The sequence below is a fragment of the Prevotella sp. MGM1 genome (genome assembly GCF_002933775.1).
In the GTDB taxonomy this organism is placed as follows: domain Bacteria; phylum Bacteroidota; class Bacteroidia; order Bacteroidales; family Bacteroidaceae; genus Prevotella.
Genome location: NZ_BEWV01000221.1, coordinates 131,173 through 149,446 on the forward strand (window position 1 = coordinate 131,173; position 18,274 = coordinate 149,446).

The 18,274-nt window shown below is 48.8% G+C and carries 8 protein-coding genes; 4 read left to right on the forward strand and 4 right to left on the reverse strand.

From position 1 onward, the window contains the following. Nucleotides 1–112 precede the first annotated feature (112 nt). Both MoGM_RS12455 and MoGM_RS13455 read left to right on the forward strand, forming a co-directional pair. Nucleotides 113–2,626 carry a glycosyl hydrolase 115 family protein gene (locus tag MoGM_RS12455; RefSeq protein WP_104370368.1) on the forward strand — a complete coding sequence of 838 codons (2,514 nt, stop codon included), beginning with the start codon at nt 113–115 and terminating at the stop codon, nt 2,624–2,626. Then, a complete protein-coding gene (locus MoGM_RS13455) occupies nt 2,623–2,748 on the forward strand; it encodes a hypothetical protein (RefSeq protein WP_255401985.1) in 126 nt (41 codons plus the stop codon). Before MoGM_RS12455 ends, MoGM_RS13455 begins: the two co-directional genes overlap by 4 nt. A gap of 58 nt (nt 2,749–2,806) precedes the next feature. On the opposite strand, the gene MoGM_RS12460 is transcribed toward MoGM_RS13455, so the two are convergent. Further along, nucleotides 2,807–4,360 carry a right-handed parallel beta-helix repeat-containing protein gene (locus MoGM_RS12460; RefSeq protein ID WP_146078742.1) on the reverse strand — a complete coding sequence of 518 codons (1,554 nt, stop codon included), beginning with the start codon at nt 4,358–4,360 and terminating at the stop codon, nt 2,807–2,809. Between the two features lie 352 nt (nt 4,361–4,712). Between MoGM_RS12460 and axeA1 the strand changes: the two genes are divergently transcribed. Further along, the gene (gene axeA1, locus MoGM_RS12465; protein ID WP_104370370.1) at nt 4,713–6,131 is read left to right on the forward strand and encodes an acetylxylan esterase AxeA1; all 1,419 of its coding nucleotides are present in this window, start codon (nt 4,713–4,715) and stop codon (nt 6,129–6,131) included. Nucleotides 6,132–6,660: 529 nt separating this feature from the next. Here the strand turns inward: axeA1 and MoGM_RS12470 are convergent. Then, entirely contained in the window at nt 6,661–8,130 is a 1,470-nt protein-coding gene (locus tag MoGM_RS12470) for a glycoside hydrolase family 28 protein (RefSeq protein WP_104370371.1), read from the reverse strand. A 149-nt stretch (nt 8,131–8,279) separates the two neighbouring features. On the opposite strand from MoGM_RS12470, the gene MoGM_RS12475 reads away from it, so the two are divergent. Continuing rightward, a complete protein-coding gene (locus tag MoGM_RS12475; RefSeq protein ID WP_158249616.1) occupies nt 8,280–12,557 on the forward strand; it encodes a hybrid sensor histidine kinase/response regulator transcription factor in 4,278 nt (1,425 codons plus the stop codon). Here the strand turns inward: MoGM_RS12475 and MoGM_RS12480 are convergent. Together MoGM_RS12480 and MoGM_RS12485 are read right to left on the reverse strand one after the other, a co-directional pair. Next, entirely contained in the window at nt 12,538–13,428 is an 891-nt protein-coding gene (locus MoGM_RS12480; protein WP_104370373.1) for a sialate O-acetylesterase, read from the reverse strand. The two genes, MoGM_RS12475 and MoGM_RS12480, sit on opposite strands and share 20 nt — an antisense overlap. A 248-nt stretch (nt 13,429–13,676) precedes the next feature. Further along, nucleotides 13,677–18,266: a cellulosome protein gene (locus tag MoGM_RS12485; protein WP_146078743.1), complete on the reverse strand. Its 4,590-nt coding sequence runs from the start codon at nt 18,264–18,266 to the stop codon at nt 13,677–13,679. Between the last annotated feature and the right edge of the window lie 8 nt (nt 18,267–18,274).

Genomic DNA, 18,274 nt, shown 5'->3' on the forward strand with positions numbered 1-18,274 from the left:
GATTATTGTACTAAAATACAAGAGCGTGATGCCTTAAATCCTTAATTTTGCGGTGTATAACCACTTATAATAAATAACCGTTGCTTAAATAACAAACAATCTATTGATTTTAATGAAGAAAAAATTATATGTTGCGGCTATCCTGTTTTTGAATGCCGCTGCGTCGTTTGCCGCCGATTTTGTGTGGGGCGATAGTGACAGTGGTGTCCGCTATTCAGTGTCAGGTAAGGTGTCTCCGGTGGTGGAACAGGCCATATCTATGTTTCGTGACGATATAAGGCAGGTTGTCGGTTGCCTGCCGGAGGCTGTGCGGGCAGACAAGGCTACGATAAGCATCGTACAGCTTGACAAGGCCACGGTATCGGTGAAGAAGGCACTTATGTCTGCCGGTGTGCCCGTTGACGAGCTTGCGGGTCGTAAAGACGGTTTTTCGCTTTCCGTTTCAGGCGGTAAGGTCTATGTGGTTGGAAACAACGGCCGAGGCACGGCATACGGGTTGCTCGAACTTTCACGCAAGGCGGGAGTGTCGCCGTGGATATGGTGGGGCGATGTGGTGCCGGAAAAGAAATCCAGGCTTGTCATAGCCGACGGCTTCAATACGCTTCAAAGCCCTTCGGTGGAATACCGCGGCGTGTTCCTCAATGATGAGGACTGGACCCTCAGGCCGTGGAGCACGTATAATTACGAACCGGGCGGGCGTTTATGGAATATAGGGCCGAAGACCAACAAGCGTGTGTTCCAACTGTTGCTCCGCCTTCGTGCCAACGCCGTTTGGCCGGCAATGCATACCGGTACGCCGGGATTTTTCACCATTCCCGGTAACAGGGAGATGGCCGACAGTTTCGATATTGCCGTCGGCACATCGCACTGCGAACCGCTGTTGCGTAACAATGTGGCTGAGTGGAACACAGCCGAGCGCGGCCGCTACAACTATATCACCAACCGCAAGGCCGTGCAGGATTATTGGATAGAACGTCTTCGCGAGGTGAAAGGGTCAGAGAAACTGTATACCATCGGTATGCGAGGCATCCACGATGGTTCCATGGAGGGTGTCAAGACGATGAAAGAGAAGACCGAGGCACTTCAACAGGTGATAGACGACCAGCGCGAAATGCTCGGAAAACATATCGATAAGGATGTGGAGAGCATACCTCAGGTGTTTGTCCCGTATAAAGAGGTGCTCCAAATAATGGAGAACGGACTACGCGTTCCCGACGATGTGACGCTTATGTGGTGTGACGACAACTACGGATATCTTACACGTCTGAGCGATGAGGAGCAACAGAAGCGCAAAGGAGGAGCCGGTGTTTACTATCATCTGAGCTATTGGGGGCGTCCGCACGATTATTTATGGCTCACCACCACGCAGCCCGGACTGGTGTACTGCGAGATGCGGCAGGCGTATGATCACAATGCGCGCAAATTGTGGATAGTGAACGTCCATGACCCGAAGGTGGCGGCATACGACCTTTCCCTCTTTCTCGACATGGCATGGGACATTGATTGCGTGTCTCCGTCTACACTGCAAGAACATCTGAAAAACTGGCTTGCCGAGCAGTTCGGAGCCAATGCCGCCACCGCTTTGTTGCCGGCAATGACAGAGTTCTACCGCCTGTGCGGCATACGAAAGCCCGAGCACATGGGGTGGACGCAGGTCGAACTGGACAAGAAGACATATCCGCGCGGCCGCTCTCAGGTGACCGATACAGAGTTTGGCGCGACGGCTTTCGGCGACGAGCAGGAACGTTACCTGGCCGATTATGCCGCTGTATGCCGCACGGTCAATGAAGTGGAGAAGACAATACGTCCCGAACTGCTCGACGCTTATTTTGCCGCTGTCAAGTATCCGGTACTGTCGGCATCGGCAATGGCAGTGAAAATGATTGAGGCCCAGCGTGCCCGCGCGCCTTATCTGGGGCAGACAGACCGCACGATGCTCGACCGTGAGACCAAGGCGTCTGTGCATGCGGCGAGAAGCATGGGCGCTTATCAAGAGATACAGAGACTGACAGAGCATTACAATGCCACTATGTCCGGCGGCAAGTGGAAAGGAAGCATGAACAGTGCGCCGCGCGATTTGTACGTGTTCTTCCCTCCGTTGTTGCCGTTTATGCCGGAAGCGGCCGTCGCTCCCGACTACACCTCTTACGTTTCGATGCCTTATTCCGATATGGATGGCGTAGTGGTACGCAACGCTTGCGACTATCGGTCGGCGTCATCGGGTGTCGTTCCAACGCAGATGCTCGGCCATAGCATGAACGCCGTGCAGTTGCCGAAGGAGGCTTCGCTCACGTATGAGTTTGAATGGCCGTTCGAAAGCGAGGCCACTTTATATACGGCTCTTATCCCCACGCAGCCAAATGACCGTGGAGACCTGCGGTACAGTGTGAGCATCGACGGAGGGACACCGGTAGTAATATCACTCAAAGAACCGTTCAGGTCTGAAAAATGGAAGAAGAACGTGATGCGTGGACAGGCTCTCAACACCACAAAAGTGAAACTAACCAAAGGCCGCCATACTCTGACTGTCAAAGCTCTTGATAACCATGTGGTGATAGACCAGTGGATGATAGACAGTAAACCGAATCGTCCGTTCTATGTTTTACCTGTGAGGCCGGCTTTATGAAGATAATGAAAACAGGCCTGTCGGTGTTGGCTGCCTTTGCAGTGGCATTGCCCATGATGCCTTACGACATCACAAATCCTTTGGATCACATAGGCTCTGTGTCTCCGTTTATCATAATTTGAAAACTTATGGTTTCCGCTGATTTATTTATATGCCAAATACCGGTATCGGCAAGAGTCCTTACCGGATGATGATAACATGCCCGTTATATCCGTTTTTGAAAACCCTGTGCCCGGTGTTCCGGTTGGTTTTCAGTCCGTTTAGGTAGTATTTCTGTCCTTGGCGTGTCCTGACAGTATTACTGTTTGCGATGTTCTCTATTCCGGTTATGGTATTGATCTCGGCTCCCGATGTCCTTTTTGCTTTTTCCACAGCTTCCTTATATCCGTCCATATCACATCCGTAGACAGAAAACTCTTTCGGCCTCAGAAACATTAATGTCTTTTCCGACAGAGTCCCGTCTGGCTCGCGCGGTGCTTTCAGGTCAGTGATGTTTGTGCTTTCAAATGCCGTATCCGTCATATTATTGTTCATCCATAGGTTGTTTGCCCATGTAAACGAGTTGTCTTCTATCGTGTTCTGCCCGTCGGCTCCGTTTAGTGAGGTTACATGTTTTGTGCCAACGGATAGGTTTCGCTCTATGATATGCCCGTATCCGTCCACGTCAACGGCGTCTTCCGCCGCCGTTCCCCTGCGGTTTACGAATGAATAATTGTAACGGTTGTTTTTGTACGATGTGTTGTCGTGGAAGTCAATGCCGCCTATATGATGGTTAGAATATATGCCGTTCGACTTGTTGCTTACGGCTATGCAGTTATGTACGACATGCATCGGAGCGCCGTCTTCCGTCAGTGTCTTGTCGCCTGACATCCCGTAGCCGCCCGCCTTAAATCCGTTTCCGTCGCCACGGCTCACGTTTTCGGCATCGTATCCGTTCTTGTATGCGAAACTATATGCGAAAACGGTGGCCGAGTGGCAATTTATCAGGTCGTAACCATCGTCCGAGTTGTTCCAGGCCCTGCATCCTATGAATATGTTTCCCGGATTGTTCTTGTTCACGTGGCATCCGAAGGCGTCGTTATTGCCGCCGCTTCCCATTCCGGTCTTGCTGCTTACATCGGATATAGGGTCGTAGTTGTTGTATCCGTCACAGTTGACGAACAGGTTGTACGACGAGTTTCTTGTCAGATAGAAACCTATGCCCATGCCGTCATGGCAGGCAATGTTGTCAAAAGTGTTGTGCGACCCGTTGGTGATCCGGAAGTTTTCGGACTGGGTATGACCTGTGATTGTCACTTGTATGCCTGTCACTTCAAAGTTCCTGAACACCAGATACTGACCGCTTACGAGGAAGGCCGTGACACGGTAGCCGGCCGGTTTTACGGCCGACAGGTCAAAAACTGGGCGTTTGCCGTCGGCATCTGTAAGTCCGATGAAGCGGATGGGCTTGTCTGCCGTACCCTTTTGGTTCATGTCGAAGATAATCTTGTAGGGTCCGGAACTTTCTTCTTTCGATATGTCGCTCTCCCGTACGATATATGTTCCTGGCATGATGTAGACCACATCGCCGGCTTTTACTTTCTTTCCGGCAGCTCCGATTGTCGCCATTGCGTTTTCGGCAGTCAGCCCGTTTGCATTGTCGTTGCCTTCGGGCGATATGTAATAGTCTGTCGCTACGGCCTTCAATACGGAGCATAAGATGCAGATAATGCCTAAAAATCTTTTTCCGTTCATTGTCTTTTGATGTTTTTTGCAGTTTGTTCCCTATCGGTTTGTTTTTTCGTAATGAACTACAAAGATAAGGAAAACTATCCGATATGAGCGCATAAAAGAATATGAAGTTGGAAGTTTTTCCGAATGTTTTTCTTAATAACGGAACGTGCGATGGCTATGAGTGGCAATTCGTGGTCTTTAAAATGCCGGATGATATGAAAATATATTGCATCCGATTGTGAGACCGTTTATTCATACTGCGTCTCGGCAATGGCATATATTGTCTTTCATGAACTTAAATATACATTGAAAACGCTTTTCCCTTTCAATAATTATTACTACCTTTGTATATACCTATTAATTATCGAAAATAATGAAGAAATCATTTATTCTTTTCGCTTTTGCGGCATTGAGCATGTCGTTGCAAGCGCAGACTGCGAGAACGTTTACCGTCAATATCACTCCCGACGGCAAGGCAAACATGCGGGTATTCCTGCCCGAGAACCCTACGGGGCGTGCTATTGTGGGCTGTCCGGGGGGCGGATATTCTCATCTGTCGATGCAGAATGAGGGTACCGACTGGGTAGGATATTTTAACGGGCAGGGTATTGCTTACGGTGTGCTGACATACCGTATGCCTAAAGGTGACCGCACAATTCCTATGAGCGACGCACAGGATGCGGTGCGCATGATGCGAGACAGCGCGGCAGTGTGGGGTATCAACCGCAATGATGTGGGCATAATGGGATTTTCTGCCGGAGGGCATCTTGCTTCTACAACGGCCACTCATGCCCCGATAGAGAGCCGTCCGGATTTTCAGATATTGTTCTATCCGGTGATTTCGATGGATGAGAAACAGACGCATAAAGGCTCGGTGGTGGGCTTTCTCGGCGACAGGCGCGGTGATGAGAAACTGGTGCGCCAGTTTTCTAATGACAAGCAGGTGCGCCGTCATGTCACTCCGCCGGCGATACTTATCATGGCCGGTGACGACAGGGCCGTACCTCCGTTGACAAACGGACTGCCTTACTACACAGCTCTGCGCCGTGCCGGTGTGCCAGCATCATTGCACATCTATCCCTCAGGAGGTCATGGTTTCGGCTTCCGTTCCACTTTTACTTACCACAACCAGATGCTCGACGAACTGGGCATGTGGCTCAAAACGCTTGTCGCACCGAAGACAGATGCCAAGCGTGTGGCCTGTATAGGAAACAGCATTACAGACGGTCATGGTATCGACATGTCTGATGTACAAGGCTATCCGGCACAGCTTCAACGCTTTTTGGGCAAAGATTATTTCGTGAAAAATTTCGGGGTGAGCGGCCGCACTATGCTTAACAACGGTGACCGACCCTATATGAAAGAGAAGGCATGGACCGAAGCCAAGGCTTTCAGTCCTGATATTGTGGTGATAAAACTTGGCACGAACGATAGTAAACCTAAAAACTGGGACAGGCACGCCAAGGAGTTTCGTGGCGACATGCAACAGATGATAGACGAGTTGAAGGCTCTGCCCACAAAGCCGGTGATATATCTTTGTACTCCTGTGCGGGTGGATGGAACAAAAAGGAAAAAAGACGATAACGAGATACGTGATTCCATAATCACGACGGATATCATTCCTGTTATCAACAAAGTGGCAAAGAAAAACAACTTGCGTATTATCGACCTAAATCCGGTCGTCGACCCCGCTTCCGACATGATGCAACGTGATGGCGTTCATCCTACGGAAAAGGGAGCGAAGCGTATGGCAGAAGTCATAGCGGAGAGCATACGTAAAGAGCATAAGTGAACGAAAAGATTGAAAACCGTAAATGCCTCATTAAAGAAGCAAACTTGCGGTCATGTATAGTATTTTGTTCTTAATTGAAACGGATTTATCATGATGATTGAAACTGGGTTATCATAAAACTATTACGCTGTGAAATCGGTGCAACGAAAATCCCGTTGCGCCGATTTTTGTTTTCCGCTGTCTTGTATAATAATCCCATTGTGGAATGAAATGCTGTTAAGCATGTCGTAAGGAGTATCTTTTGGTGTGATTTTAGTCTGAGTATGGATTTTGTTTTAGGGATAAAAGCGTTTTGTACCTATTTCCCGTTTAATTAAGGTCGCATATACAATTGCCAAATGAGATATATAAATAAAGCCGCCCAAAAACCTAAAAAACTGGCTTTGGACGGCAGAATAGTTTAGAAGTTAGTATTTATTATTGTTTTTGTACTATGATTTTACCTTTATATGAATATTGCCGTAAAGCGTCTGTATGTTTTGTTGTGGTATAAGAGTTTATAGGGCGTACCAAAGAAGTTGTGTTTGGTTTATTTCACAGTCACGTTCTTGCTGCGTACAGTCACAATCTTCTTAACGCCTTTCTCCACCGGAGCTTTCAGGTTGCTGATAGTGGCACTGTTCACGTTGTCAAGCATAATTGCCGGACGGTAGTCGGGCTTTGCCGTATGGAAAGTTACGTTACTGATGTCGAGACCGTCTACATGGCGGGCAAATAGTCCGTAGGCAGGTGTTTCCTTCGCAAATTTCGGCTCGGGATAGTTTGTGCCTTGCTCACGGTAGTTTTTGTATGCAAGTTCTTTGGTGCCACCTCCTCTGTATCGTATGCTTATGTCGCTCAGCGCTATGTTGCGCACGGGATGCCCCGGCATTCCGGTGATGATTATGCCGGCCAGCGAGTCTACATCGTCTGCCATGACATTGCTTATCATTATGTCGGCTGCGCTCGATACGTCTGTCCGCTCTTTCGGGCCTCGATTTCGGCATCCTGTGGTTATGTATATGGGGTAGTGGTGCACATGGCTCATCGATATGTTGCTCACTACGATGTTTTCCATCAAGCCCTGGTCAACCTCTTCGAAAGCCAGACCGCTGCTGTACATGAATGTGCAGTTGGTCACGGCTATGTTGCGGTAGCCTCCGTTCGACTCCGTGCCTAATTTCAGTCGGCCGCACACCCAGTTTACTTTTTCGGGTAAATATGTGCCGTCGAGTAGTGTGCCAACCTTGTATCCTGTTATTACACAGTTGCTGATAGTGATGTGTTCGCAGAGCACGGGTCGTTTCAGGGCGTATGAGCTTTTAAGTACCAGTGCGTCGTCGCTCGGTGTGTTTATTTTGCAGTTGCTAACCGTGAGATATTTGCAGCAGTCGATGTCGAAACCATCACGGTTTGTGTCTATCGTCACGTTATCCACAGTGCCGACATCGCAGCCGGTCATTATTATTCCGAAGTGTCCGCCACGGTATATTGTCACGTCTCTGATGAGCGTGTTGCGACAGTTTTTCAGTGCTATTGCCTTGTCGCCCGTGCCTATGCTTCCGCCCTGCACGTTACCCGCCCGCTCGGTATCTTTTCTTGTTAGTCCTTTGCCGTCTATCATTCCCCGGCCGGTAATAGATATGTTCTGCTTGCCTACCGCATATATAAGACTGTTGTGAAAATATGTGTGTCCGCCGTCCTGGTACTCCGGTCCGCCGAAATGTTCGGCCTCGTCGTATGCTTTCATTGATGGTGGCGCTGCCAGAATGGTCGCTCCTGACATGATGTGCAGTTCCACGTTGTTTTTCAACCGTATGCTTCCGCACAAATATGTGCCGGCCGGCAATACCACACGGCCTCCGCCACGGGCCTCGCACGAGTCTATCGCCCGGTTTATTGCCTCGTGGTCGAGCGTCTTTCCGTCGCCTGCCGCACCGAAGTCTCTTACGTCATATTCGCCTGCGGCATTTGCGTGGATACCGGTCCAAAGAACGATAAGTAAAAGAATATTTCTCATTGCTATGATGTTTTGACTGCAAATTAAATAATAATTACGTACATTTAAATGGTAGAATTGTTCGTAAACCGGTAAAATAGTACGCTATTATTTTGTTTCACTCATATAAATAAGGTATTTTTGCAAAATAAGACTAATAACAAATGTACTTGAAAACGATACTGATTATGGTATTGTCGTTTCTGCCTGTGGTGATGCCTGCGGCGGAAATAGACGATAATATAGATGGCATGGCACTTTCGGGCAGACGCATATCGTCTGTGGACGGATTGTCAGGTAACACTGTTTACGACTTGTTGCAAGATAAAGACGGGTTTGTCTGGATGGGAGCCGTATACGGCCTGTGCCGATATGACGGATATTCGTTTGTGAATTATTATTCGCTTAGTAGCGACAGAAAGAGGAAGATGGATGCCACTACGGGCAATCTGTATATGGACGAGCCGAACAATATGTTGTGGATTCATTCCTCTACATTTGCCTTTGCATGCTATGATTTGCATTCGGGACGCTTTGTCGACTATACAGGGCGTGGTGACGAGACACGGCCGTACCGTCGTTTCCTGCGTTCGGGCAACGATATGTGGATGTATGACACACGTTCGGGAATACGCAAGGTTACATTTGATAATGGAACATTTACATGCGCGGACTATACAAGTAAATCAGGTGCGTTGCCGAGCGATAACGTGCCGAGAATGCTCGAAGACGGAAAGCGTGGTATATGGGCTTTGACAGCCCGCGGACTTATGAAGTACGGGACCGGTGGTAGATGGCATACAGTTGTAGGCGGAAGGGAATACATCATCGGCAATACGTGGCGGGGCAATATATTATGTCTGTCGGAGAACAATACCGTGGAGATGTTTTCACCCAAGGGTAGACTCCTTCGCCGTATGGTTATACCCAAAGTGCTCGGCACGGTGAAGACAGTTAGGAGTAATTTCGTGTGGGGCGACAAGTGGATGATATTCGGAATAGGTACTTATAGTATTGATCTTAACACGTTTGAGGTAGATAAACCGGAGGAATATCAAGTGCCGAACGGATTGCTGCTCGACTCCGTAGACGGATATTTCTTTGAGTCAAACAGTACGGGACGGCTGTGGATATTCGCTCCCGACGGCAGTATGAAAGAACTGTCGCTTCTTCCCGATGTGAGGTTTACGGCTGAACGGAAGCGCAAATACAAGGTAAGGCGTGGAGATGACGGTCTTTTTTACATCGCTTCTTATGGTAATGGCCTTTTTGTTTATCATCATGAGAGTGGTGCGTTGAGGCGTTTCTCGGCCGATGACCCTCATCCGGTGATAGATAATAACTATCTGATGAACATAATGATAGACCGCAGAGGAAATCTGTGGGTTACTCAAGATCAGGCCGGAGTGTCGTGCATATCGGTGTCTCACAATGCCATGGCGTCGTTTCTGATGCCAGTTCCGGGGCGTGTGGGCGACTGGTCCAATTATGTGCGTATGACCGCACGTGACGAGGATGGAAGCATATTGGTAAGCACAAAGGACAATAAGCTGTATCGGTTGGACTCGAAAGTCCGATCCATAGAGCCTCAGGGAGAGACAAAAGCATGTGTATTCGCTTATCTTGTGGATAGAGACGGGAGGAAATGGATGGCTACAAGAGGCGACGGTCTTTATGTGGACGGGGATTATTACAGTAAATATGAGAAGACGTACCATGTGCCGTCGAACGATTTTTACGACATAAAGCAGGACAGCATGGGGCGTGTATGGCTTGCTTCTTATGAGGAAGGACTGATTGTCACCAAAGCGTTGACAGCTGACGGGCGTCTGTTGTTCGACAGATTACTGTACCGTAACATCAACGAGGGACGGCAACATCAGCTTGAACTTTCGCCGGACGGTTGGTTGTGGATAGCCACGAGCAACGGATTGTATGCCGTTGATACCAAGAAAAAGAATATAAAGAACGCCGATTTCAAGTGTTTCAATACCATGAACAGCGATTTCCCGATAGACGAGATGCGTTGTATCAGGTATATAGACGGTTGTCTGTGGGCGGGAGGAAAAGGCGGCGGACTTGTAAAATGCCGATTCTCGAAAGACATGAGGATGATTGAGTGCCGCACGGTGACAACCAAAGAGGGGCTGGCCGATAACACTATAAACTCAATAATTCGCGATGACTATGGCAGTGTGTGGGTCGCGACGGAGAGTGGGATGTCGAGAATATACGGTGATGACATGAAAGTTAAAACCTATCGGTTTGACAGCAGACTCGAGCGGAATATCTATTCAGAGGGCTGTGCGCTGAGGCTTGATGACGGCAGGCTGCTATTCGGCACACGTCAGGGACTTACCGTTGTTACTCCGCGCCGTAATTACGATAGTGACGGTAATGCCGCGGCACAGGCGGTGATAACTGATATGAGAGTGAACGGCATACCGCTCGGTGACAATGAGGATATGGCTGTGTCTGTACATCGCTCGGACAAGATAACATTGGGTCACAATGAGAACACGATCTCGCTTTCATTCTCTAATTTCGAGTATGCGGAAATCAACTCATCGTTATATCAGTATTATCTTGAAGGTCTTGACGAGACGTGGCGTCAGGCGACAAGCGTCAATCATGTGGAGTATGGCAACCTCGCCCCCGGCACATATATATTTCACATCCGCTCGCTGAGTAACAACAAATGGAGTGGGGAGAGCACCCTGACGATAGTTATTCGCCGGCCTTGGTATGGCACGGTCTGGGCTTGGATGGTCTATATTGTTATTGCCGCGGCTTTCGGGATATATCTTTACCATAATGCCCGTGAGCGTCTGCGACTGAATCAGCAAATGAGGATCGAGAAAGAAATGACCGAGTTCCGTATCGGATTTTTCACTAATATAACACATGAGTTCCGTACTCCTCTTGCCATTATCCAAGGAGCTGTGGATAAACTGCAGGCGGGCGAGGCCGGTACTTCGAAAGCCGCCGTGCAGACAGCTCGTCGTGGAGTTAAACGGCTGTTGCGTCTTGTGAACATGCTGATGGAGTTCAGGAAGGTTAATACCGGAAACATGAGGCTCAACGTGGAAGAAGGAGACATCATAGCTTTTGTAAAGGATATATACAATGACTTTTGGCCTATGGCAAAGCAGAAAGACATAAGCTTCACATTCACTCCGTTTGCCAGGGAATATGGTGTGCCGTTCGATCATCAGATGGTGGAGACAATAGTGTATAATATCATAAGCAACGCTATCAAATATACTCCTGAGCGTGGGCAGGTGAGAGTCTCTTTGCGTAAAAATGATGAGTGGCTGTCATTCTCGGTAGAGGATGACGGACCGGGAATGAGCTGCGAGCAGATGGCACAGTTGTTTCAACCATTCATGCGCGGGTATGCTTCGAGCGGTGGAATGGGAATCGGTTTGTATACATCTCACCGGATGGCGGAGCTGCATAAAGGTACACTCGAATATCGGCCTGTGGATAATGGGACAGGTTCGGTATTTACGTTCATGCTGCCCTCTGTGGCAAGCGCGTACTCGAAAGAAGACTATAAAAAATCATCTGCCGTGAAGAAGACGGAGAATGAGGAGAATACATCGGCCGATAATGAGATAATACGCGAGTTGAGACCTGATGCCATAAATGATATTACGGTGGCTGTGGTAGAGGACGACCCGGACATGATGGCCCAGATTTGTGCCGAGATAGGCGTATATTTCAATGCTGTGGGTTATATGACGGGGCAGGCTGCGCTCGACGGTATTTCCGCAACATCTCCGGCGCTTATTGTTTGTGATGTGATGTTGCCGGATACTACCGGCTATGACATTGTGAAAAAGTTGAAAGGCGATGATGTCACGTCACGCATACCGGTGATAATGCTTACCGCTATCGACGACGAGAATCACCGCTTGCGCAGTTATGTGGCCGGGGCAGATGACTATATGGTGAAGCCTTGCAATTTCAAACTGCTCGTGGGGCGTGCCATGCAGTTGATAAACAATGCCCGTAAAAAGCCGGCCGCAGTGCGTCAAGGTGTGGATCCTGCCGTTAAGAGCGGCAAGTATTCCGAAGTACAGGAAAATTCACCGTTGCTCATGTCTCATGCCGACAAGACATTGAAGGAACGTATAGATCACATTGTGGTTCAGCACATCGGCAATCCGGAATTTACCGTAGATAAGCTGGCGGCAATACTTGGCATGGGACGTACCAAAATGTTTACCAAGATAAAGGAGCTCACCGGAGTGTCTCCGAATAAATATCTGCAAAACGAACGCATGCGTATTGCGGCCGAATTGCTTGCAGAGGGGCGTATGACGGTGTCTGAGGTCAGTTACAAGGTGGGAATACAGGATGCTTCGTACTTCAACAAGTGCTTTAAGGCCCGCTATGGGGTGGTGCCGAGCAAGTATGGGAAGACTACGGCTTCTCTATCTTGACTTTTTTGCCTTTCACGAGTTTCAGCTCGACAAGTTTATTGTACATCATTTTGCCTACGTATTCGGTCCAGGCGGCATCGAAATGCAGTCCGTCGGCTTGCAGTCCGGCATCGCTCAGGTCTATACAATAAACGTTGGGGAGTTCTGATGCCACTCTCTTCTGAGCCTCTTCTACCTCACGGCTGTATTGTCTGCTCTTGTGCGGAACGGTTCCGAAGATGAAAGGCAGTGTCTTGTCCTTTTCTTTTCCTGTCTTCATGTATATGGCGTTGCGCATGTAGTTTATCATGTCCTTGAAGTTCTTGTAGTAGTTTGCGGCTTGTTTTCTGTCGCTTTCGCCTTGATGCCACATGATGGCTTTAACGTCGAATCCGTCTTTTAGTTCGGTCAACGTAATGTCGGCACAGTCGGCAAAACCGTCGGTAAGTGATTTGGTAAGTGATTTTCCTGTGTTTATATCACCGCGATAGGCACCTGTTCGGTTTATCCATTCCTTGTCGGCACACCACACAGGCTTGCTCGCCACAGTGGCTGAAGTATCTATCGATGTACCTCCATACGTGCATTTTATAGCATAGAAATCTTTTTTGAGAGCTTTTTCGATATGGTAGTTTGTAACATCGCAGAATGCCCAGCGTGCTTTCGGATTGTCGAATGTTCTTTTCTCAAATATCCCGTTGCTTGCGTTTGTCACGTTTTTGAAATGCAAATATCCGTATCCTGCTTTCAGATAGTCCGGTACCTCGGTGTTGTATACCCGTCCGTCGGCGTTTGATTGGCCGGCAGTGATAAACACGCTTGCCTGTTTTTTGGCTGATGCTCCTATGTCACAAAAGATAATAGCGATGGCGAATAGTTTCAGTTTGTTCATAATATGTTTTCATTTGTTATTCGAATGTTTGTTATTCGATTGTTTTTGCCGGTGTTTGCGAATTGCTTTATATATGTCATTATGAAATTATGCGACTCGTTTTACATGTAACTATGACTTGTTTGACATTGTGTATAAGCTATTTCCATTTGTGAGTGCTCTCCGTTACATTTATTTAAAGCCGATAAATATCAGGCATCGGATAGCCCGACATTCATCGGCTTTGCTTTGATACTATTATTACAACATTATTTTTTCATTATCTTATGTCCGTTGATGACATACACCCCGCGGCAGAGTCCGTCAAGAGCGGCAGACTGTTTGACTTTACTTCTCAGCAGCACACCGTCCGTTGAGTATACATCCACTTCCGTCTCATTGCCGAAAGAACCGGTGATGCCCTTTATGTCTGTGATTGCCGAAGCCACTTTCAGGATGCCGTCGGTCAGCAGTTGCGAGTCATCCCATTCGATGACTTGGTTTTCCGATACGGTTTTCAGAATGTAAGAACCTGTTTGAATGCCGTTGCCGGTAAATATTTTTAGTTCTTCACCGGCCGTAAGTGTTCTTTGAGGAGATAATATCACAATGATTGTATCACCGTTGTGGGTTGTGGTTCCCATCAGTTTGAAAGCGTCGTTGACCGCGCTTCCGGAGCTACTGAGACCTGCTTTGACCGCAATAGTGCTTCCTGCGTTCATCGTTACATTACCGGCGGCTTTCAAAGTGCCATACCCGTTGTTGTATCCGGCTGTAACAGTGCCGCCTTTGTTTACGGTAATATTCTTTGCCGAGCCGGTACCTGTGATCGTTCCGCCGTCTCTTACCGTCACGGTTCCCGATGTAAATCCTTCCGGATTGACGGAATACGGGCTGTTGTATAATTGCAGTGTGCCAGCGTATACATCAACGTTAGACGTGCTTCCGTTGGCGGTAAGCGTCCATGTGCCGTTTCCTTTCTTTGCTATTGACTTGGCTTTAAGTGTACCGTGGTAGGTGACATCCTCTTCTTTGAAACCTATTTCATAAGAGTCGGAACCGTTTCCTATCGTACAGTCTGCGCTTTCAGATGCCAGTGAGCCAATTTTGGTCGTTATGGCCTTTGCCGCTGAGCCATTAGAGGCATAGTGGCCGATTTTACAACCGGCATCCATTATAACGCTTGTTTTGCTCATGTCTGTCACATTATCCATCAGACGGAAGTTCTCCCCCTGTGCTGTCAGTGTGCCTTCGAATGCGGAGAAATTAGCTCCTATGTCATTGCGTACACCTGTTGACACTATCGTGAGACGGCCTTTGCCCTTGAAATTTCCGTTGATGGCGCCTCTTGTCGTGCCTTTTATGGTGCAGCTCTTCCCCTCTACGACAGTCGCGGAATAGTTGAATACAGGCCTTGTGCTTGAATTGTTCATGTTTATCAGTTGCACTTCTCCGCCTTCAAGTCTCATTGGCGAACCGGTCTTTCCGAATGTTGAGTTCCATGCTCCCTGTGCTATGATACCCTGCTTCAATATCATTCCTGCGAAACTGTTTTCTCCTGGATATGTGAAGTTTAGTTGCCCTGGACCGTCTTTTACGAGATAGCCGCTGCCTTTTACTGTTCCTTTGAGCGAAAGTGAGCCTTTGCTGTTGGCTACGTTTATGGTCGCCGTATCCGTTACGGTGATTATTCGGTCGGTTGCCATGTTATCGGCATCCATTTTCAGTGTTCCGCCATTCAGTCTGATGTATCCTTCTTCTGCCGTGGCAGCTCCGAGAGCGCTCTTTTGTCCCCCGTCAAAGATATTGGTTATAGTCAGTGTTCCGTCGTTCACAACGGTTTGTCCGGTGTAGTCGCTGTTTTTCAAATCCATGCGTACCTCGCCTTTTCCGTTCTTTGTCACGCCTCCGTTACCGCTGATTCCTCCGTTGCCGCTTAGCGAATAAGTGCCGTTGTTTATGTCGAATGTCACGCCGTCTGTCACCATCATTTCATTTATAGTGATGTTTCTGTTGCCAGATTGGTCGTCGAATACCACTTTGTCGTCCTTGACAAACGGTGTGGCTGAGCCTCCGACACTGAAATTCTCGCTCTTGTAGTCCCATATATTGTTTTCGTTTCCGGTCCATGTGACATTTTCTGCCGGAGTGCGTGTGCCGTTGATGGTGAGTGTTATGCGGTTGTCTTCAACACGTATGTCATAGTTTTGTCCCACGAGTCCGCGGGTTTTGATTTTCGTTGCGTCTGCCGTCAGTCTGCCGGTGCATTCGGCCAAGATATATTCGCCCTCGGCAATGCCGTCATGATTGACTGTAAATGTGTTCTGTCCGTCAAGTGTAAGATCTCCGTTTATTATCAGCCGGCCTGCTTTTCCTTCTCCCGCCTGTACCTCTATATATACATCTCCCGGAAGTGTGAGACTCCTGTTGAATGTCATTGTGCCGTCTTTACCTGATGGCATGAGCCGGCATCCCTCGTAGTTGAGTGCTTTTTCAAAACTTACATCACCGTCTATGATGGCGTTTCCGCCCAGTGTTCCTTTTGCTCTGAGAGATACGTTGCCGGTTATTTTTCCGTTCACGAATAGTGTACCCTCGCTTATCACTGTCGTACCTGTGTATTCAAGGTTGTTGTCGAACGTGACTGTTCCAAGCAGTGATTTGTATAGGTTCATGTCGCCGGACAGTGTTCCGTTGCCGTTGAACGTATAGTCATGGCCCTTTGGATTTATCAGATACACTGATTGGGGTTTCAGATTGCCGTTTATGGATATTGCCGACGAGTTGTCTCCGCTGATATCGAATATTATGCTGTTGCCGTCGGCATATCCTTTCGTGGCGGTCATGTCGAAAGATTTGAAAGTTCCGCTTGACGCAGTCGTGCCCCAGGCGTTTCCAGATGCCCATCTCAGGTCGGTCACCATTGTCGGCGGCAGTGGCGGATATGGCATGTCTCCGCCGAGATAGAAGCCTGTGCACGGCATCTGGTAGTATCCTCTCGTAGTGCAGTCAAGACGGTAGTGCGGGTCTTCTTGCAGAGTGTAGAAACTGTAATCTGACTCTATGTCGGTAGAGTATCCTATTATACCTGTACTTGTTTCTTCGTTCTGTTTCATCAGTATTATTTCCTCGCGCCAGTCGCCGATGATGTCTCCCATAAACGCCGGACGGTTTGCCCAGCCCGAATGTACCACCCATGAACTTTCTTTCGAGAACTCTATGAGTCTTGTTCCGTTGTATTTCGTTATCATTACGTTAGATCCGTAGCCGCTTCCGCCAGGGGTTCCTATCAGTTCGCGTTGCAGATCGCCGTCCCACCATGAGCCTTCCATGGGGTATGTGGTCGTACCTTCTTTTATCACGTTGCCTTTGCAGTCGTACAGATTGGGCAGCAGCGAGAATATTTCATAGCCTTTGTGCCCGCCGTCAACGTCCATGCAGCGCCCGCGTCCCACATCGAATACGCTCGGCAGGTACCATTCCTTGATGTGTTCGCCCGTCGCGGCATCGTAGAGCACCTGTCCCATCAGTTCCGACTGCTGTATGGCGAATACCTCCATGCCTGGCCTGTCGGGATCTATGTCGCTCACGTCGAAGCGGTCTCCATGTCCTATTCCGGCACTGAACACCATCCCTTTTCTCGGATTTACTCCGAAACCGCCCTGCAGCATCTCGTCTATTCCGTCACCGTCGGTATCGGCCACGCGCAGTTGGTGGAACTCTGCCGGCCACGGGGTCTTGTCGTTTCGGCTCCATGTATAGTAGTGGTGCCAGTCAGACGGCTTGCCGCCAGTCCAGTCATATCCCCATGCGAATACGTAGTTATGGTGTTTCTTGTCGCTCTTTGTCCTGTTGAGGCATTCCATCACGAGCGACGGATGTACACCGTCGAAGTAGCAGATGGCGAAATGTCCGCACAGGAAAGCATACTCAGTGCCGTGGTTGTCGTCCATATAGTCGGTTCTGTTGTCTCGTCCGTAGCTGTCGGCACCGTCTTTTACTTCCTCATATTTCAGTTCGTTGCAGGCGATTTCCGCTCCCGTTCGCCCGTCTACCACGGATACGTAGAACGGCGGATTGCGCTTGCCCTGCTTCCGATAGTCGGTTATTCCGTCACCGTCCGTGTCGGCCGTTTCGCTGCCATTGGCGTATTTTCCCCATGTATTCGCTTGGCTGTCCCAGAAACGGGTTCCGTCCGAGCTTTTTATTATCACCTCGCACTTGCCGTCGCAGTTGATGTCGTAAGCCACAACCATGTCGTTCTGTCCTGCGCAGATGTCGACGTTCGGTCCCATGTCTATCGTCCATAGGCACCTGCCGTCGAATGTATAGGCTTGTATCTTATGGCTTCCTGTGAGTATGTCGCCGGTGAACAGGCGGTCTACCAACACAGCGTCAAACTCTCCGTCACCGTCGAGATCCATCGGCCATGCGTATTTTACCTTATAGTCGTCAGGATTCAGTATGGTTGTCTCGAAATCTATGTCCAGAAATACATCTTTATATGCCTGTTCCTTGAACATGAATGGTGCGCTCTTGGCGCTCTCCACACCGCCGCTCACCGTAGTCACGGCCAGTTCGCTACCGTATGGGATTGCGCTGCGTGTGGTCTTGAAGTTTGTTTTCTTCACAGGCTCAGCGTTCACTTTTGTGTATTCTCCCGTTCCTCCGCTTCTTTTGTAGATGTTGTAAGTTATGTTTTCCGGCTCTTGCGCCAGCTTTCGCCATGATACGAGCACATTCTGCCCCTTGTCGGTCACAGCCACTACTGCGCGTCCGAGTTTCTGCTGTATGCGTTGTGCTTGCGTGGCACATGGCAATACTGTTGCCATGATCAAGGCAATGATAGTTTTTCTCATACGATCGG

Excerpts from the sequence above, each read along its gene's own strand:
- MoGM_RS12455 (WP_104370368.1), top strand. The coding sequence starts at position 113 with ATGAAGAAAAAATTATATGTTGCGGCTATCCTGTTTTTGAATGCCGCT.
- MoGM_RS12470 (WP_104370371.1), bottom strand. The coding sequence starts at position 8,130 with ATGAGAAATATTCTTTTACTTATCGTTCTTTGGACCGGTATCCACGCA.
- MoGM_RS13455 (WP_255401985.1), top strand. The coding sequence starts at position 2,623 with ATGAAGATAATGAAAACAGGCCTGTCGGTGTTGGCTGCCTTTGCAGTG.
- MoGM_RS12485 (WP_146078743.1), bottom strand. The coding sequence starts at position 18,266 with ATGAGAAAAACTATCATTGCCTTGATCATGGCAACAGTATTGCCATGT.
- MoGM_RS12460 (WP_146078742.1), bottom strand. The coding sequence starts at position 4,360 with ATGAACGGAAAAAGATTTTTAGGCATTATCTGCATCTTATGCTCCGTA.
- axeA1 (WP_104370370.1), top strand. The coding sequence starts at position 4,713 with ATGAAGAAATCATTTATTCTTTTCGCTTTTGCGGCATTGAGCATGTCG.
- MoGM_RS12480 (WP_104370373.1), bottom strand. The coding sequence starts at position 13,428 with ATGAACAAACTGAAACTATTCGCCATCGCTATTATCTTTTGTGACATA.